Here is a 15,267-nt window from a genome sequence, read left to right as displayed (position 1 = left end):
TCTAAAGTGAATGACGAAAATGCCTGCAAATAAAGCATTTCTGCGCTCATTAACTGGCGCGCTCAATCGACGCTCGGCGGCTTCATCAGCGAAAACAATTCGTCGACGGTCTGCTGCGCGACGAGCCGCACGCGATCGCTGTTGTCCATTCCTGCAATATTGACGCCCCGCACCACCGCTCTGATTTCGTCGCGAAAGTCGGTGAGAAACCGCAACGGATCGGGCGTGGTGTTGGCGACGCGTGCGATCAAGCCCGTGATCAGGATCTGGCAAGCCATCATGCGTCCGTTCAATTCGTCCATCATGAAACTCCGGTTGGCTGCGCTGCTCGCGACCCGAAGTCACGACGATGGTGCATATGAACGATCTGCCACGCGGTGACAACGTCTCGGGACGACCAGGAACCGCATGAGCTGTGTTGCAGATTGACCGCGAACAGAACGATGGGCCCCGAGCGCTCCATTGCCGGGGTCGCGCTACCGGCCGGGAAGGCCGCCGAGTGACTTGACTTTGGGCGTCCGAGGGCACATCGGATGGGTATTCCTCCTGGAGCCGGTTCAGTGAAAATTTTCATTAAGACTGCAATCTGCATCGCCATCATGGCTCTCGGATCGATCGAGATCGGCCACGCGCAGCAGGCCCAAAAGTCAAAGGCTGCACCGCCAGCACCAGCGGCGACACCGACGGCGCCCCAGGCGGAGCCTGCCCCTGCTGCACAGCCGGGCTGGAACGCGCGATGCACCAGCGCCAGCCGCACCGCGCCGCTCGAATGTGCGATGGAGCAGACCGCGGTCCTCAGCAAGACCGGGCAATTGATCGTCCTCGTCAACATCCGCGTGCCCGCCGACACCAAGGCGCCGGTCGCGCTGGTGCAACTGCCGCTCGGGCTTCATTTGCCGGGCGGCGCGAAACTTCAGGTCGATGACGGCAAGGCGACCGACCTGCAGATCCAGACCTGCGAGAACCGGGGCTGCTACGCCGGCTCCGCGATCGCGCCCGACCTGCTGGCCGCGCTCAGATCGGGCAAGCAGCTGAAGGTCTCGTTCCAGAACCTCGGCAAGGAAAACATCACCATCCCGATCCCGCTGACCGATTTCGCCGCGGCTTACGACAGGATCAAGTAGCGGCGTCTGACGCCCGCTTCACTGCCGCGCCATTTCGGCGGCGCCGATGCCATCGCCGTCGAGCTTCTGGTCGTTGTGCATGGCGACCGTCACCCGCAGCAGCTGGCCGCTGAATTCGAACGGCGCCTCGTAATGCGACACCGGGCTGGAACGGTCGCGGCCGATGTCGAGGCCGGACCACGAGATGAAGTTATGGAATCCCTGCTGCGTCTGCAGCGAGCCCACGGGCTCGCCATCGATCAACAGCGTATAGGCGCTGACCCCGGTACGCGAACCCTTGGCCGGCGGAGCTTCCCGCACCAGGCGCTCGACATGAACGCCGAGCCGGTGCGCGCCCGATGGCACCTGGCGGTTCGAACGGACGATCTCGTGCCCTCCCCCGATATTGAGGTCATGAACCAGAAAGCCGTCCTTGATGTAGAGGCTGTAGCCGGAGGTGGCGTCGCCATGCGCGATCAGCACGCCCTCGGTGCCGGCGGCGCCGATCTCGACATGCGCCTCGATGGTGTAGCTGCGGCTGCGCACGTCGGGGGCGACGTCGGTCGGCACGTGCCCCATGCCGGCGTGAAACACGAAATTGTTGCGCGCCCCCTGGAAGCGCGCGGCGTTCTCGGCAAAGCGCGCGGCGAAGCGGTCGTCAAGCGGCAGCACATTGTGCTTCTCCGCCTCGCTCCACCACAGCTTGATCATCTCAGCCAGCCGCTCCGGCTGCTTCGCCGCGAGGTCCTCCACCTCGGAAAAATCGCCATCGAGGTGAAACAGCTCCCATTTGTCGTTCTCGAACGGCGTGCCCGGCGGATGAAAGGAGACCGCCTTCCAGCCGCCGTGCCAGAGGCCGCGATGCCCGAACATCTCGAAATATTGCGATGATGATTTCGACGGCGCCGATGCGTCTGCAATCGAGCGCGCAAAACTTTCACCCTCGATCGGCATTTGCGCAACTCCGCCGATGACCGGCGGCGCAGCGATCCCGACCAGGTCGAGCAAGGTCGGCACCAGATCGCTGGCGTGCACGAACTGATGACGCAGCTCGCCCCTGGCCGCGATGCGCCCGGGCCATGACATGATGAAGGGGTCGCGGATGCCGCCGCCATGGGTGTTCTGCTTGTAGCGGCGCAGCGGCGTGTTGGACGCCATCGCCCAGCCGTGCGGAAAATTGTTGTGCGAATCCGGGCCGCCGATGTCGTCGATCCGCCGCACTTTCTCGGCGATCGGCTCGGGACGGAAATTGTACGGTCCCATCGCGTTGACAAAACCGAACGGCCCGCCCTCCTGGCTCGCGCCATTGTCGGACAGTACGACGATCAGCGTGTTGTCGCGAATTCCGGCGGTGTCGAGAAACCCGATCAGTCGCGCCAGATGCCGGTCGGCATGATCGAGCATGCCGGCAAATGCCGATTGCAGCCGCGTGAACAGGCGTCGCTCGTCCACGCTGTGATCATCCCACGCCTTCACGCCGTCATTGCGCGCCGGCATTCGCGTTCCCTGCGGCACGATCCCCATCGCCATCTGCCGCGCCATGCGCTGCTCGCGCTCGGTGTCCCAGCCGTGCGCGAAGGTCGCGTCATAGCCCTTTATGATATCGATGGGCGCCTGATGCGGCGCGTGACAGGCGCCGAGCGCGACCCAGGTCAGCCACGGCAGATCGGGCCGGTCGGCGATATGATCGGCGATGAAGCGGATCGACTGGTCGACCAGATCCGAGGTCAGGTGATAGCCGTCGGCGTAGCTGCCGGGCGGATCGATGTGGGTGTTGTCGGAGACCAGCTCCGGCGCGAACTGATCGGTCTCGGCGTCGAGGAAGCCGTAGAAGCGGTCGAAGCCGCGGCCCAGCGGCCAGCCGTCGAACGGCCCGGTGGCGCCGCTTTCGGTCAGCGGCGTGACATGCCATTTGCCCACCATGTAGTTGCGATAGGCGTGCGTCCTCAGCATTTCCGCCAGCGTCCCCGCCTCACGCGCGATCTTGCCGCGATAGCCAGGGTAGCCGGAGTCGAAATTGGCGAGGCAGCCGACGCCGACGGAATGGTGGTTGCGTCCGGTCAGCAGGGCTGCGCGCGTGGTCGAGCACATCGCGGTGGTGTGGAAGCCGGAGTAACGCAGGCCTTCGGCCGCGAGGTTGTCGATGGTCGGCGTCCTGATCGGCGAGCCGTAGCAGCCGAAATCGGAAAAGCCGACGTCGTCGAACAGCACCACCAGGATGTTGGGTGCGCCGGCCGGCGGTTTTGGTGCTGCCGGCCACCAGGGTTTCGAGCCCGCGATGGTCTTGCCGATGGTGCCGCCAAAGGACTTGTCGCTGCCTGCGCTCATGCGTCTCTCCCTGTCGCCGCGACGGCGGTTGATCCGCCGTTCGCCCCTTGCGGCCACCGCCGCTGGCCATCCGAAGATTGCCAAAAACCATAATCCGAATTATCATTATGGATAATCCGGACGGAGATGCAATATCCGATGCAGCCTGAATCGGCAGATTTCGACCTTCCCGGCGTCACGCCGTCACGGCAGAAGCGCAGCCGCGAGACGACGGCGGCGCTGCTCGAGACGGGCGCGGAGATGCTGCGCACGCGCAGCCTGGCCGAACTGTCGATCGAGGCGCTGTGCACGAAAGTCGGCGCCACCGTCGGCGCCTTCTACAGCCGGTTCGAGAGCAAGGAAGCCTATTTCAATGCCCTGATCGAACTCGCCGCGCGCGACGGCGCGCGCGGGCTGTCGCGGCTGATCGAGAACGAACCGACGGCCGGCGGCTCGCTGGCCGGGCTTTGCCGCCTCTTGATCCACGGGCTGATCGGCTGGATGAGAAACCATGAAGGCGTGTTGCGCGCAGCCCTCCAGCACGACGATACACGGCCGAGCCGGTGGACCCCGTTCAAGGGCCTGGCGCGCGCGGCCACTGGACATGCCACACCGCCCCTGCTCCGCATCATGGGCAAAGGACGCGAGGCCGCCAAGACGCGGGCGATCGCCTTTGGTTTTCAGGTGGTGCTGGGAACGCTGGTCAACGCCATCCTCAACAATCCCGGACCGCTATCCATTCACGACGACGAGATGGAGGCGCGCCTCAGCGGCTGCCTGCTGCTGCTGCTCGAGGCCGAGATGAAGGCGCCGCCGCGTAAGGCACGCGGCTCACGGGGCCGCACGAAGTAGACCCGCCTTGATGCCGATATAGACGGTGTTGCTGGCGTCGTGGTCTCCGAACGAATTGTCAAAACTCACGACATGCGCGTCCGACGTTGCAAAGACGTCCGCGAGCGCCGCGCTGAACGCCGCATCCGGAGGGTCGTTCGACCACAGCGCGAACACGCCGCCCGGATTGAGATGGTTGGCCAGGCTAGCAAGCCCCTCGCGCTCATATAGCGCCGCGTGCCGCGGATGCAGCAGGTTTCGCGGCGAGTGATCGATGTCCACCAGCACCGCGTCGAAGCGGCGGCGCGGCCTCTCGGGGTCGAAGCCCTCGGCCGACCCCGACATCGCAAAGAAGTCGCCATTGACCAGGCGGCAGCGCGGATCGCTGGTCAACTGCCTGCCGAGCGGCAGCAGCCCCTGTTCGTGCCATTCGATCACCTCGGCCAACGCGTCGACCACGAGCAGCGATCGCACCGCCGGGTTTTCCAGCACGGCTTGCGCGGCGTAGCCGAGCCCGAGGCCGCCGACGACGACGTCGAGATTTCCGCGCGGCAGCGCCGCCAGGCCGAGCCGCGCCAGTTCGATCTCGGCGACGGTGAACCGGCTCGACATCAAATACTCGTCGCCGAGCTTGATTTCGTAGATGTCAGTTTCCGTGCCGGGCAGCCGGCGGCGGCGCAGGCTGAGCACCCCCATCGGCGTCGGGCGGAAATCCAGCTCTTCGAAATTGACGCTCATGGGCTGACCGACCTGACTGCGGCGCGGGCCGCGCCTGAAAATGGCCGGATGAGCCCGGCCGCCCCCCCGCAACAAGCGCATCGCCGCGCGCTTGCCAAGGCCGGGACCTAGCGGGTAGAAGGACGCACGCTTCGGACGGTTCGCCCTGATCCGTCGCCGGAACTGCAGGACTTCGCGCTAAGTATCTGAAGTTATTGGGGAATGGTGTAACGGTAGCACAACAGACTCTGACTCTGTTTGTCTAGGTTCGAATCCTAGTTCCCCAGCCAGACCGTTAATCCGTATCAATGCCTTGATCTAGTTCGTCTTTTCACCTGCTGCGGCGGTCCAATCATCGCAATGTGGACCACACTTGTGGACCACGCAAGCGCACGATTCAGGGTACGACACTAGGACGCTCCAGTTTCGACAAACTGGCCGCGAAGCGTCACCTCCCTCGCCGCGCATTCACCCCCGTCAGGCGAGCCCCGGGCGCCTCCACAGGGCCAAGTCCGGATCGGATTGAGTCCGCCCCCGCACGTGACCGGCGTATAACCTGTAACTAGGAGTTGAATTAACTGGTGACGACATGGATACTTTGACAAAGGCGCAGCGCAGCGAGCGCATGTCACGCATCCGGAGCAAGAACACCCGCCCGGAACTGGCCGTGCGGCGAATATTATTTGGCCTCGGCTATAGGTACCAACTCCACCGCAGCGACTTGCCTGGCAAGCCCGACCTAGTTTTTCCCTCCAGGAAGAAGGCATTGTTCGTACACGGCTGTTTCTGGCATGCGCATCAAGGCTGCAAAGTTGCGAATATACCAAAAAGCCGTACTGAATTTTGGCAGGCCAAGTTCCAAAGGAACATAGAGCGTGACAAACTCAACAAGCGCGCGTTGCGCCGACTGGGTTGGAGCACGCTGACGGTCTGGAAGTGCCAGATCAAGCGCGAAGACCGCCTCTTGCGGAGGATAATCAGCTACTTGGGGCCCGCCCAACCCAAGGTGAAAAAGGAAAGATCGTCTTAATGGCGAGCGACACGTCCACCGCCAGGCCAAAAAAAGCTTCTGCCAAGGAAACACTCACGTTCGACGTGAGCACCGGTCTTAAGCGCGTGCTTGGCAGCGAACTCATCACGGATGACGAGGTCGCGATCTTCGAATTGGTCAAGAATTCGTTCGATGCGGGCGCCACCAAGGTCCACATCTTCTTTGGGGCGAGCAGCGTCATCGTTGCCGATAATGGTCGCGGCATGTCCACGCGTCATGCTGTGAAAATTCAGCACAGACCGGAAAGAGTCCAGCGGCCTCCGTCGCCGGCTATCACTTCTTTGCCGGCGGGGGCGTCTTCTTCCTAGAAGCCTTTTTCCTCATCTCCCGCTCTGCGAGCGCGACATAGCGCGCGATCTCACGGTCGCGCCCCGGCGCGGGCTCGTCGCGGGGGCCGGCGTATCTGAGATGGCTGAGGTCGGCGTTGATGCGGATCGTGTTGACACAGCGCTGAAGGATCGGGAGCAGGATGGCTTTCGTGTAGCGCGAACCTTCGCTCCGCCGGATGGGCGATTCATGGCCGATCAATTCGTCGATCCAGTTTTCGTTAATGCCGGCGGTGTTCTTGAGCGTGGTCTCGACGTTTCCTCTGAACGAATGGTAATCAACCTTGGGAAGATAACACCCAGAATTCATACGCAGGGTAGTGAATTTCCCACTGAAGGCCGCCGATCTACGGGACCCTGGACCTTGCTCGATCAATTCCGGGAACAGCGGTTCGTCGGGATTTCGACCCAGAACCCTATACTCAAGAAATCCCGCTTCGAGAAGAAAATCCGGGATAGGGACGTTGCGCTCAGAGCCGGAATCCTTGCCGTCGATGATTTCGAGGTAGGGAATTCGGGCGCCGTCGGTCTCTTCAAATTTGATGGCTCCAACGAGAGCATCGGCGATTTCATTCTCCCGAACACCGGTCAGCCGTCCCCAGAGCGTCACCCAGAACATGCCGTCGCGGTGAATCTCGTTGCCCGGAATTGCACGCCGATAAATCGACTTGCAGCCGCATGCCCAAGGGGCTGAGAAAAACTTGTTCTCCAGCGCCAAAGGCCAATTGTTTCGCTCGTTGCGCGCACCACGGCCTTTTTTCTTCGCAGTGTGGAAACCCTCGAATGGATTGGTGATTTCTGCCGCAACGAGCTTCTTTTCGACGAGATAATCCCAGTATTCGCCGAGGTTCGCGAAGTGCTTATTGACCGTTCCGATAGCCATCGTCGGAATCAGCTTCTTCGGATGCTTCGGACTCGCAGTGGCCAGCCGCTTCGCTTTCGCGATCATCTCGGGAATCGACATGACGGCCCAGCCGCCGCGCGAATAGTCCTTGGGCATCGAAAGGAGCGTAGTCTTTAAGTCCGAGGCGAGCGCCGTGACGCAAATCAGGCGGATCGTGGCGTCCGGGAACAAGCGGTTAAAGACGTTGTGAGAGCCCCGCGCGTTGGCCGCCGTGTCCGTTTTCCAAGCGAGATTAGCCACTTTGTGGGCTTCGAAGGCATCCCAATGCATCAGAAATTTGAAGCTCGGGTACACGGGCTCGTCGTTCGGAGCGACGTACTTCGGAATTGCTGCGACGGTTTCTCGTATTTCGTCGAGGAATGTGGCGAAGCCGCGCAGGATCGTTCGCGCCCAGACCTTTCCCTCGACGGTTGAGCGATCAACCGACTTTTCCATCGATTTCGATGCCGCCTGGATGATCGGCTCAAATCGCGCTCCGTCGCGCTCTCCGCGCAATACCGATGCGATTTCGCCTTTCTGCTGTCCCGCGAAACGGAGATCGGCGAACCTGAGTAAACCCTCCAGTTCGCGCGCCGCATCCTTATCGACCTCGTTCAGAGTTTCGATCTCATCCGGCTCAAGAAAATCGAAGCCATTGGTCTCGGCGCGGCGTATTTCGTGTGCCCAAACGCGATCATCGATCCAAGCTCTGACGCTGCTCTCGACCTGGCTTCTCGACGGGAGTGGCTGCTGCATCAACAGGGTTTCTATTTTGACGGCCAAGATACGGGCCCGCCAAAGGGCGATCCGCCGGTCGGTGGTCCGAAGTGACCTGATAAGCTCACCCGAACCCCCGCGGCCCGCAAGCCGGACCGGCCAGCGGTAGCGAAAAAACCATGTATAGCCGCGCTGGCGGAGATGGTGGCCGAGTCTCAACGGTCACTCCTGTGGACCATATCTGTGGACCACCGCGCGGAACCAGGGACGAAAAGGCGCGTAAGCATCTGGAATACATCAGATATTGTGCCGACTGCGGAGAGCTCCTAGTTCCCCAGCCAAATCTCACTTTTCGACGATGCGGCTCCATTGCCCGCACCAACAAGGCCGCCGGTATTTGCGGTTTCCGCAAGCATGTCAAATGGTTGGCGAAAGGTGGCGACCACCTCGCCATCCTCCCAGGTGCAGTTCGATAGCAGAAAGTTGAGAAGGCGGCGTTTTTCACGCGGCTCCTGCTTTGCGAACAGCCGCTGGGCATTGCGGGCCAGTTCGAGAAGCTGCACGCCCTCTTCCAGATAGGATTCGTCGGCTTTCTGGTGCCGGTCGATCTCGCGCTGGCAGCGAGTCTGTTCCTCGCGCCACTGGTTCGACATTTTCTCGAAAAAGGCCGTCTCGACCAGTCCATCGAGCTTGTCGACATACATGGCGTGAATGCGATCGGTCAGTCGCTTGTATTCGGCCTGATGGCGCCTGATGGCGCCTGATTGCTTCTTCGTGCTCTCGGCGCTCGTCGGCATGGCTGGCGTGGAGGGCCTCCCGCACCCATTCAAGCACCTCGTCGTCGAACTTCAGTAGCCCGAGCAATTCCGCGAACTGCGCTTCGAGCGCTTCCTCCCGCACGTACTTGCGACGGCAGGAGGCCGGGTTGCCCTGGCACTTATCGGCGTAGCCAGTGCAATGGTAATAAACGTAGCGTTCCTTCTTTACCTCGCCGACCACGGCGCAACCGCAAGCATGGCAGCCTATCAAACCGGAAAAGGCAAAGTCGTGCTTGCCGCGTTTGGCCCTCTTGGCGGAGCGGCCATCGAGCACGCCCTGCACGCGCTCCCATAGCTCAACTGGCACCAGCGCCTCGTGCTTGCCCTGGATGAGCTTGCCGTTCCATTCGAACCAGCCGGTATAGAGTCGGTTGTGCAGGATGGTGTGAACCGTGCTCACGGGCACCTTCGCGCCACTCTTAGGGTACAGCAGGCCCGCCGCATGTGCCTTTCGCGCCGCTTCTTTCAGCGAAATGTCGCCGCGTCCATACCAATCGAACAGCTTCGCAATTAGCGGCGCAATCGCCGGATCGGTGACAATGATCTTTTTGCCATCCAGGCCGGTGATGTTGCGATAGCCGAGCGGCGCCTTGGTCGGCCAGATGCCCTGCTCGGCTTTCTCCTGCATGCCCTTGCGGGCTTCCTCCGACAGGTTGTCGATGTAGTTTTTCGCCATCAGCACCTTGATGCCGTGCATAAACTTTTCCGACGAACGCGACTCGCGCGACAGCACCACACCTTCCTTCGGGAAGTGCATCTCCACGTTCAGTTCATCGATCGTCACCCAATCCTTGAGGTTGCGATAGAGACGGTCAGTCTTCTCGACCAGCATCGCGCGGATAGACGGATGGGCTTTCAGGTACGCCACCATCTCGCCGAAGGCGGTGCGGCCGGTCTGTTTGGCGGTTTCGACGTCGATGTATTCCTCGGCCACCGCGAAACCGTTTGCTGAAGCATATTCTTTCAGCAGCTTCAATTGCGCCGGGATCGAGAAGCCCTCCTTCTCCTGCTCCTTGGAGGAAACGCGGGCGTAGATCACCGCCTGCTTGCGGACAGGATCGGAGGCGGGTGTGGACTTCGAGGCCTTGACCATGTTGTTTAGTGTAAACTGGACATGGGCGAATTGCAAGCGGCGGATGCCGGATCCTCGTCCTACCCGCCGGCTCGGATCGAGCCCGGCGGAGTCCGCTTTGCCATTCATAGCGACCAAATTTCGCAATGCAGCGAAATGACGCTAAGTGCCATGTGTGGACGGCTCCGTGTTGGCAAGTGCTTTTTTCACGTTTTGCAGCATTGGTCGGTGCAGCCATGTGTTCGGCCTTTAGATGCGGTTCACATGACCGCTGGCCATAATGCCCTCCGCGGATCAGGTCCCGGTCAACAAGACGCATTCGATAGTAATGCGATGGCACAAGTGGGTTGTCCTGATCGCCGGATCGACCGGCTCTGCATTACGTGCTGTTCGCCCTCCCAACCTACACATCACGCCGGTTGTCCGGCGCGATCTCGTTCACCGCGCAAGCACGATGGGTTCCCTGTATCGTTCGCCTCTGGCCATCATGGCCCAGGCCATTCGCGCAATCTTGCTGGCAAGCGCGATGGCCGCAACCTTGGTCGGCTTTCGCGCCAACAGCGCTGTGAGCCAGGGCCGATGCCCTGTGCCATGGATCTTGGCATAGCGGATGACAGCCAGTGCTCCGGCCACGAACAGGCTGCGTAAATAGCGATCACCCTGTTTGCTAATACTGCCGAGCCGCTCCTTGCCTCCGCTTGAGTACTGCTTCGGAACCAGCCCGATCCAGGCCGAGAAGTTACGCGCTGACCGGAAGGTACTGGGGTCAGCAACACTGGCGACCAGAGCGGTCGCCAGCATCGGGCCTACCCCGGGAATGTAATGGAGGCGTTTACTCGTCTGGTTAGACCTATGCCAAGCCAGGATCATGCGATCGAACTCCACAATCCGTTGCTTGAGGCTGAGTAGCTGACCGCCGAGCGCAGCAAGACACGCGCGGGCTACCTCTGACACCCGCTTGTCGTTCGGGTCGGCAACAATATGTAGCTGCTCGGTCACACCTTTGCGACCGACCGGCGCAACGATCCCAAATTCGGCAAGATGCGCCCGGATCGAATTGATTACCGCGGTCTGCTGGCGGATGAAGAGATGACGGGTGCGGTGAAGCATCAAGCAGCTCTGCTGCTCAGGTGTCTTGGTCGGCACGAACCGCAGGTTGGCTCCGGCGACCGCCTCGCCGATAGCCTCTGCGTCAGCCCTGTCGTTCTTCTGACGCTTTACCTTGGGCGTCACGTAGGCTGGCGGCATCAGCCGCACAGTATGCCCAAGCGCCTGAAGTTCGCGCGACCAATGGTGAGACGATGCGCAAGCCTCTATGCCAACCAGGCATGATGGCAGCTTCTGAAAGAACGCCAGCACAGACCGCCGCTTCAACTGGCGGCGGATGACCACTTGGCCCGCGGCATCAACGCCGTGAACCTGAAAAACCGACTTGGCGATATCTAAACCGATTGTCGTTATCGTCTGCATGGCCCGCTCCTCTGAATCGTGGGAGCCCTAACAGCGCCCACATTCGTGGCACTCTCGTGCCAGTGGAGGAGCCGTCCACAGCATCATGAAGAGACTCATGCACCGCAGTATTTCAAGACTTCATTCGTCGTTGCTCAGCGTCGGCGTGGCGGATTCCGGCCGGGCCTGAAGCGCGAGCATCCCGTAACTCAGGCAATCAAATCGCCGGGCTCTTCGGGCGTGAGTGAAACCAGGTGCAAGACGCCGCTCGCGGCCAGTTTACTCTCGTCGGTGACACCATCTCTCGCCATTCTTACGAGGTGGTTCGCGAGCGCCGGCCGGGCGATGTCAGGGGAAATCGTTAGTCGCCCCGGTAGATAGTAGCGAGCCCAAGCCCGGTCAAAGGCTCTCGCTAGCAGAAACTTTAGTTCATCGGATTGCGCCATGTCCGAGATGTGCCATTAAACGTTATTATCGATCTTTGGTTTGGCAAGCGTAGCCAGCACCTCCCTCGTTTCGCTTTGCGTCGCGGAAAATAAGATTGCCGTATCCGACAACCGTCGCCACGCTTCAGCAGATGCTAAATGCTTTTCACGATTGGCGGGTTCAATATCGGCTTGCTTCCGATATCGTGCTTCCATGTCAATGTAATGCTGCAATTTACCCATAGCGCAGCCACAACCCATTAAGCTTCTCTGAGTACGTCGTCATCATTTGGACCGAAGTCGCTTGTGAGTTTCCCGCCAACTCTCATAAGACTAAGCGACAACCGACGATATGACATGGATCAATTCTGAGCGGCGGTGAGCCGCAGGCTTCGATACCGACCAGACATGGCGGCAGCTTCTGGAAAAACGTCAGGACATAGCGACGCTTCAATTGCCGGCGAACAATCACCTGGCCGCCAGCGTCAACGCCGTGAACCTGGAAAACTGACTTGGCAATGTCTAAACCGATTATCGTTACCGTCTGCATGGCTCGCTCCTCTGAATCGTGGGAGCCTTAACAGCGCCCACATCCATGGCACCGATGTGCCGGTGGAGGAGCCGTCCACAGCATCAAATTCGGAAGTCACCGCACTCACCACTGGCATCTTGCGACGCCCTTGCCGGCATGGCTGCGCCTGACGTTCGAGAATTCACCCTCGAAGGGACCGGCGAGCGAGAAGCCGTTGCGCCATTTCACCTCGGCGGACACCGTCGTCAGCGCGGCGTCGCGGGCGGCGGATGCGCCATTCGCAACGAAGGACGTGCCCGGCAGGATCTGGAAGGTCGCGGCCACGCTGGCGGTAGGACTGTAGTCATCCGCCCAGGCAAACGACTGCTCGGCGTCAGGATCGAGCCGCTGTTGCAACAATATCTGCAAATAATAGAGGTCGCCAGGCTTCAAGCTCTTGTATAAAATAGAAAAATAGGACCTGTTAGTGGGCTGATTTGGTTAGTTGATTTTGTTGGAGTTCGCAGTGAACAGTGATTTGAATCGCCGGGAAGTCGTGAAGAATATCGCGATCGTCGTCGGTGGCGTCGTCACGGTGATGGCATTGCCGTCCCGGTGGACAAAACCTGTCGTGGAGTCGATTGTCGCACCGGCGCACGCTGCGCTTTCCGGACCAACGGCCACAACGGCCGCACCGACCACAACGGCTGCGCCCACCACAACGGCTGCGCCGACCACAACGGCCGCACCGACCACAACGACCACAACGACCACAACGCCCGCGCCCAGATAAAGTCTGCTGGTTGACGTCGTTGACGATTGAACGGCGCCGGTTCGTGAATGAGAGGGCCGGCAGCTTGCTGTTGTAGCACCACGACGAAACATGAAGATCATTATTGTTTCGCTCAAGGATAAATCGGTCGAGCTGCGGCTGCCAACGGACTGGGAACAGGATGTTCGGTTGCTGTTCGGGTCGTGCGTTCCGTCAACAATTCCTCCCTGCACGATCCTGACCGTCATCGCTGAGGCGAGCGACCGCTACACCCTCCAAGAAAATGGTACGCTGCTCCCGCCGATGAGCGGTCTCAGTCGCCCCGATGCGCTTATCCAATTGTCTGAAATAGTCGCCAGCAGGCTCGCGGCTCATATCAGGACCGGTACCGCATTACATGCTGGAGCGGTCGGATGGAACGGGCGCTCGATACTGATTCCTGGCCTGTCCGGCGCTGGCAAATCGTCGCTAACGGCCTGGCTTGTCGACAAGGGCTTTAGCTATCTAACCGACGAGCTTGTCATTCTGACCGCTCACGGTGCACTCGTCGGCCTTCCACGCGCACTCATGCTCAAGCCTGATGCAGACATTATCATCTCCAGGCTGCCGCGATTCGCGGACTCGCCGAGCCTTCGCGTCGGCCAAAACTTCGTTCTGCGGCCGGATGCGCCAGCCGACGCCGATCTGCTATGCGGGTTGATTATCTTTCCGGCATTCATCACGGATGCCGGGCTGACAATTGAACCGCTGACCGCCGCCAAGGCCTGCTTTCGGTTGATGGGCTGCAATGTCAACGCGCGCAACCTCGCGGACGGAGGGTTCGCCGCCATCAGCGAGCTTGCCCGCAGGGTGCCTGCCATCGAACTCCGCTACGGAGCGTTCGAACAACTTGACGGTGTTGTCGACACGCTTGCCAGCTTGATGCTCGATGCCGGTATCTCTGGAGATAGCGGCCGACGGTTCATGACGGCCTTCGCCGGCGTATCCGTGCCATCAACGATCGCACCGGCGCAAACCACCACCGCACCGGCGGTCCGCCATCCGATTCCCGCGCCCACGCCGCGTCGCGGTTCGGCGAAACTGACTATCGGCATGGCGACCTATGACGACTATGACGGTGTCTATTTTTCGCTGCAGGCAATCAGGATGTACCATCCGGAGATTGTCGCCGAAGCGGAGTTCATTGTTGTCGACAATCATCCGGATGGCGCGTGCGCTGGACCGCTGAAGGCCCTCGAACTTCAAATCCCCAACTATCGCTACATCCCGGAAGCGACACGCTCCGGAACTGCAGTGAAAGGCCGGGTCTTCGACGAGGCTTCGGGTGAGTTGGTGTTATGCATGGATTGTCATGTCTTCGTGCTGCCGGGAGCACTTAAGAAGCTGCTTGGCTATTTCGCCGACAACGCGGCCACGTCAGACCTGCTGCAGGGGCCGCTGCTGTATGACGACCTCAAGAGCCTCGCGACGCATTTCCGACCGGAGTGGCGCGGCGGAATGTACGGCGTTTGGGACAATAACGGTCTGGCTGCCGATCCGAACGCAGCGCCATTCGACATCCCGATGCAAGGCATGGGGTTGTTTGCCTGCCGCCGGGCCGCATGGCCTGGCTTCAACGGTGCTTTTCGCGGCTTTGGCGGCGAAGAGGGTTACATCCATGAGAAATTCCGGCAGGCCGGCGGTCGTACACTCTGCCTGCCATTCCTGCGCTGGATCCACCGCTTCCACCGCCCCATGGGCGTGCCTTACCGAAACGTCTGGGAAGATCGAATCTGGAACTACTTGGTCGGATTCCGCGAACTTGGTTTGCCAACAGTCGAGATGGAAGCGCATTTTTGCGATTTGTTGGGGCAGGCCAATGCCAGCCAGATCATCGAGCGCCTGAAGCAGGAACCCGATGAGGCCTGAGCGCTGGCAAGGTCAGGCCTTGGCGGAACTGCCGTTCTGCCCCGATTGCGTCTGACCCGGATGGTCTGTCATCCGCAATGCGCCCTCTCGAACCAGATTGTCGAGCGCCTCGTGGACGTCGGCCGCAACAATGTCGGCGGCCTCCGGATAGGCGCCGACAAGAATCTCTATGATTTCTTGCACGGTCCGTTGTCCGTCACACAGACCCCAAACGGCATCGGCACTCTGGTTGAGATAGATCAGCTTCTTGACCGAGTGGCGGTAAAGCAATGTTTCTCCGTCCAGCTTTTCCAACTGGAATCCACGGCGCTGGATCGGGGTCTGGTCGGAACGAGGCATGGCAACACTCGCCGCTGAAACAAACACTTGAATGACAA

At 60.7% G+C, this 15,267-nt stretch carries 15 protein-coding genes, 1 tRNA gene and 1 pseudogene; 6 read left to right on the top strand and 11 right to left on the bottom strand.

Annotation, left to right across the window (positions count from 1 at the left end):
* Nucleotides 1-62: 62 nt before the first annotated feature.
* Entirely contained in the window at nt 63-302 is a 240-nt protein-coding gene (locus Q7T45_RS22130) for a hypothetical protein (protein ID WP_304873609.1), read from the bottom strand.
* 297 nt (nt 303-599) lie between these two features.
* Here Q7T45_RS22130 and Q7T45_RS22125 point away from each other — a divergent pair, with 297 nt between their 5' ends.
* Nucleotides 600-1,124, top strand: a complete 525-nt coding sequence (locus Q7T45_RS22125; protein ID WP_304873608.1) for an invasion associated locus B family protein — start codon at nt 600-602, stop codon at nt 1,122-1,124.
* 18 nt (nt 1,125-1,142) lie between these two features.
* On the opposite strand, the gene Q7T45_RS22120 is transcribed toward Q7T45_RS22125, so the two are convergent.
* Nucleotides 1,143-3,431, bottom strand: coding sequence for an arylsulfatase (locus Q7T45_RS22120; protein ID WP_304873586.1), 2,289 nt, complete (start codon nt 3,429-3,431; stop codon nt 1,143-1,145).
* Between the two features lie 138 nt (nt 3,432-3,569).
* Here Q7T45_RS22120 and Q7T45_RS22115 point away from each other — a divergent pair, with 138 nt between their 5' ends.
* Entirely contained in the window at nt 3,570-4,262 is a 693-nt protein-coding gene (locus tag Q7T45_RS22115; protein WP_304873584.1) for a TetR/AcrR family transcriptional regulator, read from the top strand.
* Here the strand turns inward: Q7T45_RS22115 and Q7T45_RS22110 are convergent.
* Nucleotides 4,242-4,979: a spermidine synthase gene (locus tag Q7T45_RS22110; RefSeq protein ID WP_304873582.1), complete on the bottom strand. Its 738-nt coding sequence runs from the start codon at nt 4,977-4,979 to the stop codon at nt 4,242-4,244. The two genes, Q7T45_RS22115 and Q7T45_RS22110, sit on opposite strands and share 21 nt — an antisense overlap.
* A 195-nt stretch (nt 4,980-5,174) precedes the next feature.
* On the opposite strand from Q7T45_RS22110, the gene Q7T45_RS22105 reads away from it, so the two are divergent.
* The 3 genes from Q7T45_RS22105 to Q7T45_RS22095 all read left to right on the top strand — a co-directional run bounded on the left by Q7T45_RS22105 (nt 5,175) and on the right by Q7T45_RS22095 (nt 6,317).
* Nucleotides 5,175-5,248, top strand: a tRNA-Gln gene (locus tag Q7T45_RS22105).
* 299 nt (nt 5,249-5,547) lie between these two features.
* Nucleotides 5,548-5,988: a very short patch repair endonuclease gene (locus Q7T45_RS22100; protein ID WP_304873580.1), complete on the top strand. Its 441-nt coding sequence runs from the start codon at nt 5,548-5,550 to the stop codon at nt 5,986-5,988.
* Entirely contained in the window at nt 5,988-6,317 is a 330-nt protein-coding gene (locus Q7T45_RS22095; protein ID WP_304873579.1) for an ATP-binding protein, read from the top strand. The genes Q7T45_RS22100 and Q7T45_RS22095 overlap by 1 nt, the downstream gene beginning before the upstream one ends.
* Here the strand turns inward: Q7T45_RS22095 and Q7T45_RS22090 are convergent.
* The 7 genes and pseudogenes from Q7T45_RS22090 to Q7T45_RS22060 all read right to left on the bottom strand — a co-directional run bounded on the left by Q7T45_RS22090 (nt 6,283) and on the right by Q7T45_RS22060 (nt 13,104).
* Nucleotides 6,283-8,154 (bottom strand): DUF6538 domain-containing protein, encoded by a 1,872-nt coding sequence (locus Q7T45_RS22090; RefSeq protein WP_304873577.1) that lies wholly within the window; start codon nt 8,152-8,154, stop codon nt 6,283-6,285. The genes Q7T45_RS22095 and Q7T45_RS22090 overlap by 35 nt on opposite strands.
* Before the next feature lie 107 nt (nt 8,155-8,261).
* Nucleotides 8,262-8,498, bottom strand: coding sequence for a hypothetical protein (locus tag Q7T45_RS22085; protein WP_304873576.1), 237 nt, complete (start codon nt 8,496-8,498; stop codon nt 8,262-8,264).
* The gene (locus tag Q7T45_RS22080; protein WP_304873575.1) at nt 8,437-9,954 is read right to left on the bottom strand and encodes a recombinase family protein; all 1,518 of its coding nucleotides are present in this window, start codon (nt 9,952-9,954) and stop codon (nt 8,437-8,439) included. The genes Q7T45_RS22085 and Q7T45_RS22080 overlap by 62 nt, the downstream gene beginning before the upstream one ends.
* 309 nt (nt 9,955-10,263) lie before the next feature.
* Nucleotides 10,264-11,295 (bottom strand): IS110 family transposase, encoded by a 1,032-nt coding sequence (locus Q7T45_RS22075; RefSeq protein ID WP_304873574.1) that lies wholly within the window; start codon nt 11,293-11,295, stop codon nt 10,264-10,266.
* A 783-nt stretch (nt 11,296-12,078) separates the two neighbouring features.
* A pseudogene (locus Q7T45_RS22070) lies at nt 12,079-12,249 on the bottom strand (IS110 family transposase); the annotation flags it as partial.
* Between the two features lie 105 nt (nt 12,250-12,354).
* On the bottom strand, nt 12,355-12,627 hold the full coding sequence (locus Q7T45_RS22065; RefSeq protein ID WP_370691337.1) for a hypothetical protein: 273 nt from the start codon (nt 12,625-12,627) through the stop codon (nt 12,355-12,357).
* A gap of 84 nt (nt 12,628-12,711) precedes the next feature.
* Nucleotides 12,712-13,104, bottom strand: coding sequence for a hypothetical protein (locus tag Q7T45_RS22060; protein WP_304873573.1), 393 nt, complete (start codon nt 13,102-13,104; stop codon nt 12,712-12,714).
* Between Q7T45_RS22060 and Q7T45_RS22055 the strand changes: the two genes are divergently transcribed.
* Nucleotides 13,094-14,890 (top strand): glycosyltransferase, encoded by a 1,797-nt coding sequence (locus Q7T45_RS22055; RefSeq protein WP_304873571.1) that lies wholly within the window; start codon nt 13,094-13,096, stop codon nt 14,888-14,890. The two genes, Q7T45_RS22060 and Q7T45_RS22055, sit on opposite strands and share 11 nt — an antisense overlap.
* A 12-nt stretch (nt 14,891-14,902) precedes the next feature.
* Here Q7T45_RS22055 and Q7T45_RS22050 read toward each other — a convergent pair whose 3' ends face one another.
* Nucleotides 14,903-15,229 (bottom strand): PqqD family protein, encoded by a 327-nt coding sequence (locus tag Q7T45_RS22050; protein ID WP_304873570.1) that lies wholly within the window; start codon nt 15,227-15,229, stop codon nt 14,903-14,905.
* Nucleotides 15,230-15,267 lie beyond the last annotated feature (38 nt).

This window comes from Bradyrhizobium sp. (assembly GCF_030646015.1).
Classification (GTDB): domain Bacteria; phylum Pseudomonadota; class Alphaproteobacteria; order Rhizobiales; family Xanthobacteraceae; genus Bradyrhizobium.
The sequence above is the reverse complement of the archived record's forward strand: the minus strand, read 5'-3'. Positions and strand labels throughout refer to the sequence as shown.

Bases quoted from the DNA above. Each gene is read 5' to 3' on its own strand.
- Q7T45_RS22060 (WP_304873573.1), bottom strand. From the start codon at position 13,104: ATGATCTTCATGTTTCGTCGTGGTGCTACAACAGCAAGCTGCCGGCCC.
- Q7T45_RS22120 (WP_304873586.1), bottom strand. From the start codon at position 3,431: ATGAGCGCAGGCAGCGACAAGTCCTTTGGCGGCACCATCGGCAAGACC.
- Q7T45_RS22100 (WP_304873580.1), top strand. From the start codon at position 5,548: ATGGATACTTTGACAAAGGCGCAGCGCAGCGAGCGCATGTCACGCATC.
- Q7T45_RS22110 (WP_304873582.1), bottom strand. From the start codon at position 4,979: ATGAGCGTCAATTTCGAAGAGCTGGATTTCCGCCCGACGCCGATGGGG.
- Q7T45_RS22125 (WP_304873608.1), top strand. From the start codon at position 600: ATGGCTCTCGGATCGATCGAGATCGGCCACGCGCAGCAGGCCCAAAAG.
- Q7T45_RS22080 (WP_304873575.1), bottom strand. From the start codon at position 9,954: ATGAATGGCAAAGCGGACTCCGCCGGGCTCGATCCGAGCCGGCGGGTA.
- Q7T45_RS22055 (WP_304873571.1), top strand. From the start codon at position 13,094: ATGAAGATCATTATTGTTTCGCTCAAGGATAAATCGGTCGAGCTGCGG.
- Q7T45_RS22130 (WP_304873609.1), bottom strand. From the start codon at position 302: ATGGACGAATTGAACGGACGCATGATGGCTTGCCAGATCCTGATCACG.
- Q7T45_RS22075 (WP_304873574.1), bottom strand. From the start codon at position 11,295: ATGCAGACGATAACGACAATCGGTTTAGATATCGCCAAGTCGGTTTTT.
- Q7T45_RS22050 (WP_304873570.1), bottom strand. From the start codon at position 15,229: ATGCCTCGTTCCGACCAGACCCCGATCCAGCGCCGTGGATTCCAGTTG.
- Q7T45_RS22115 (WP_304873584.1), top strand. From the start codon at position 3,570: ATGCAGCCTGAATCGGCAGATTTCGACCTTCCCGGCGTCACGCCGTCA.
- Q7T45_RS22095 (WP_304873579.1), top strand. From the start codon at position 5,988: ATGGCGAGCGACACGTCCACCGCCAGGCCAAAAAAAGCTTCTGCCAAG.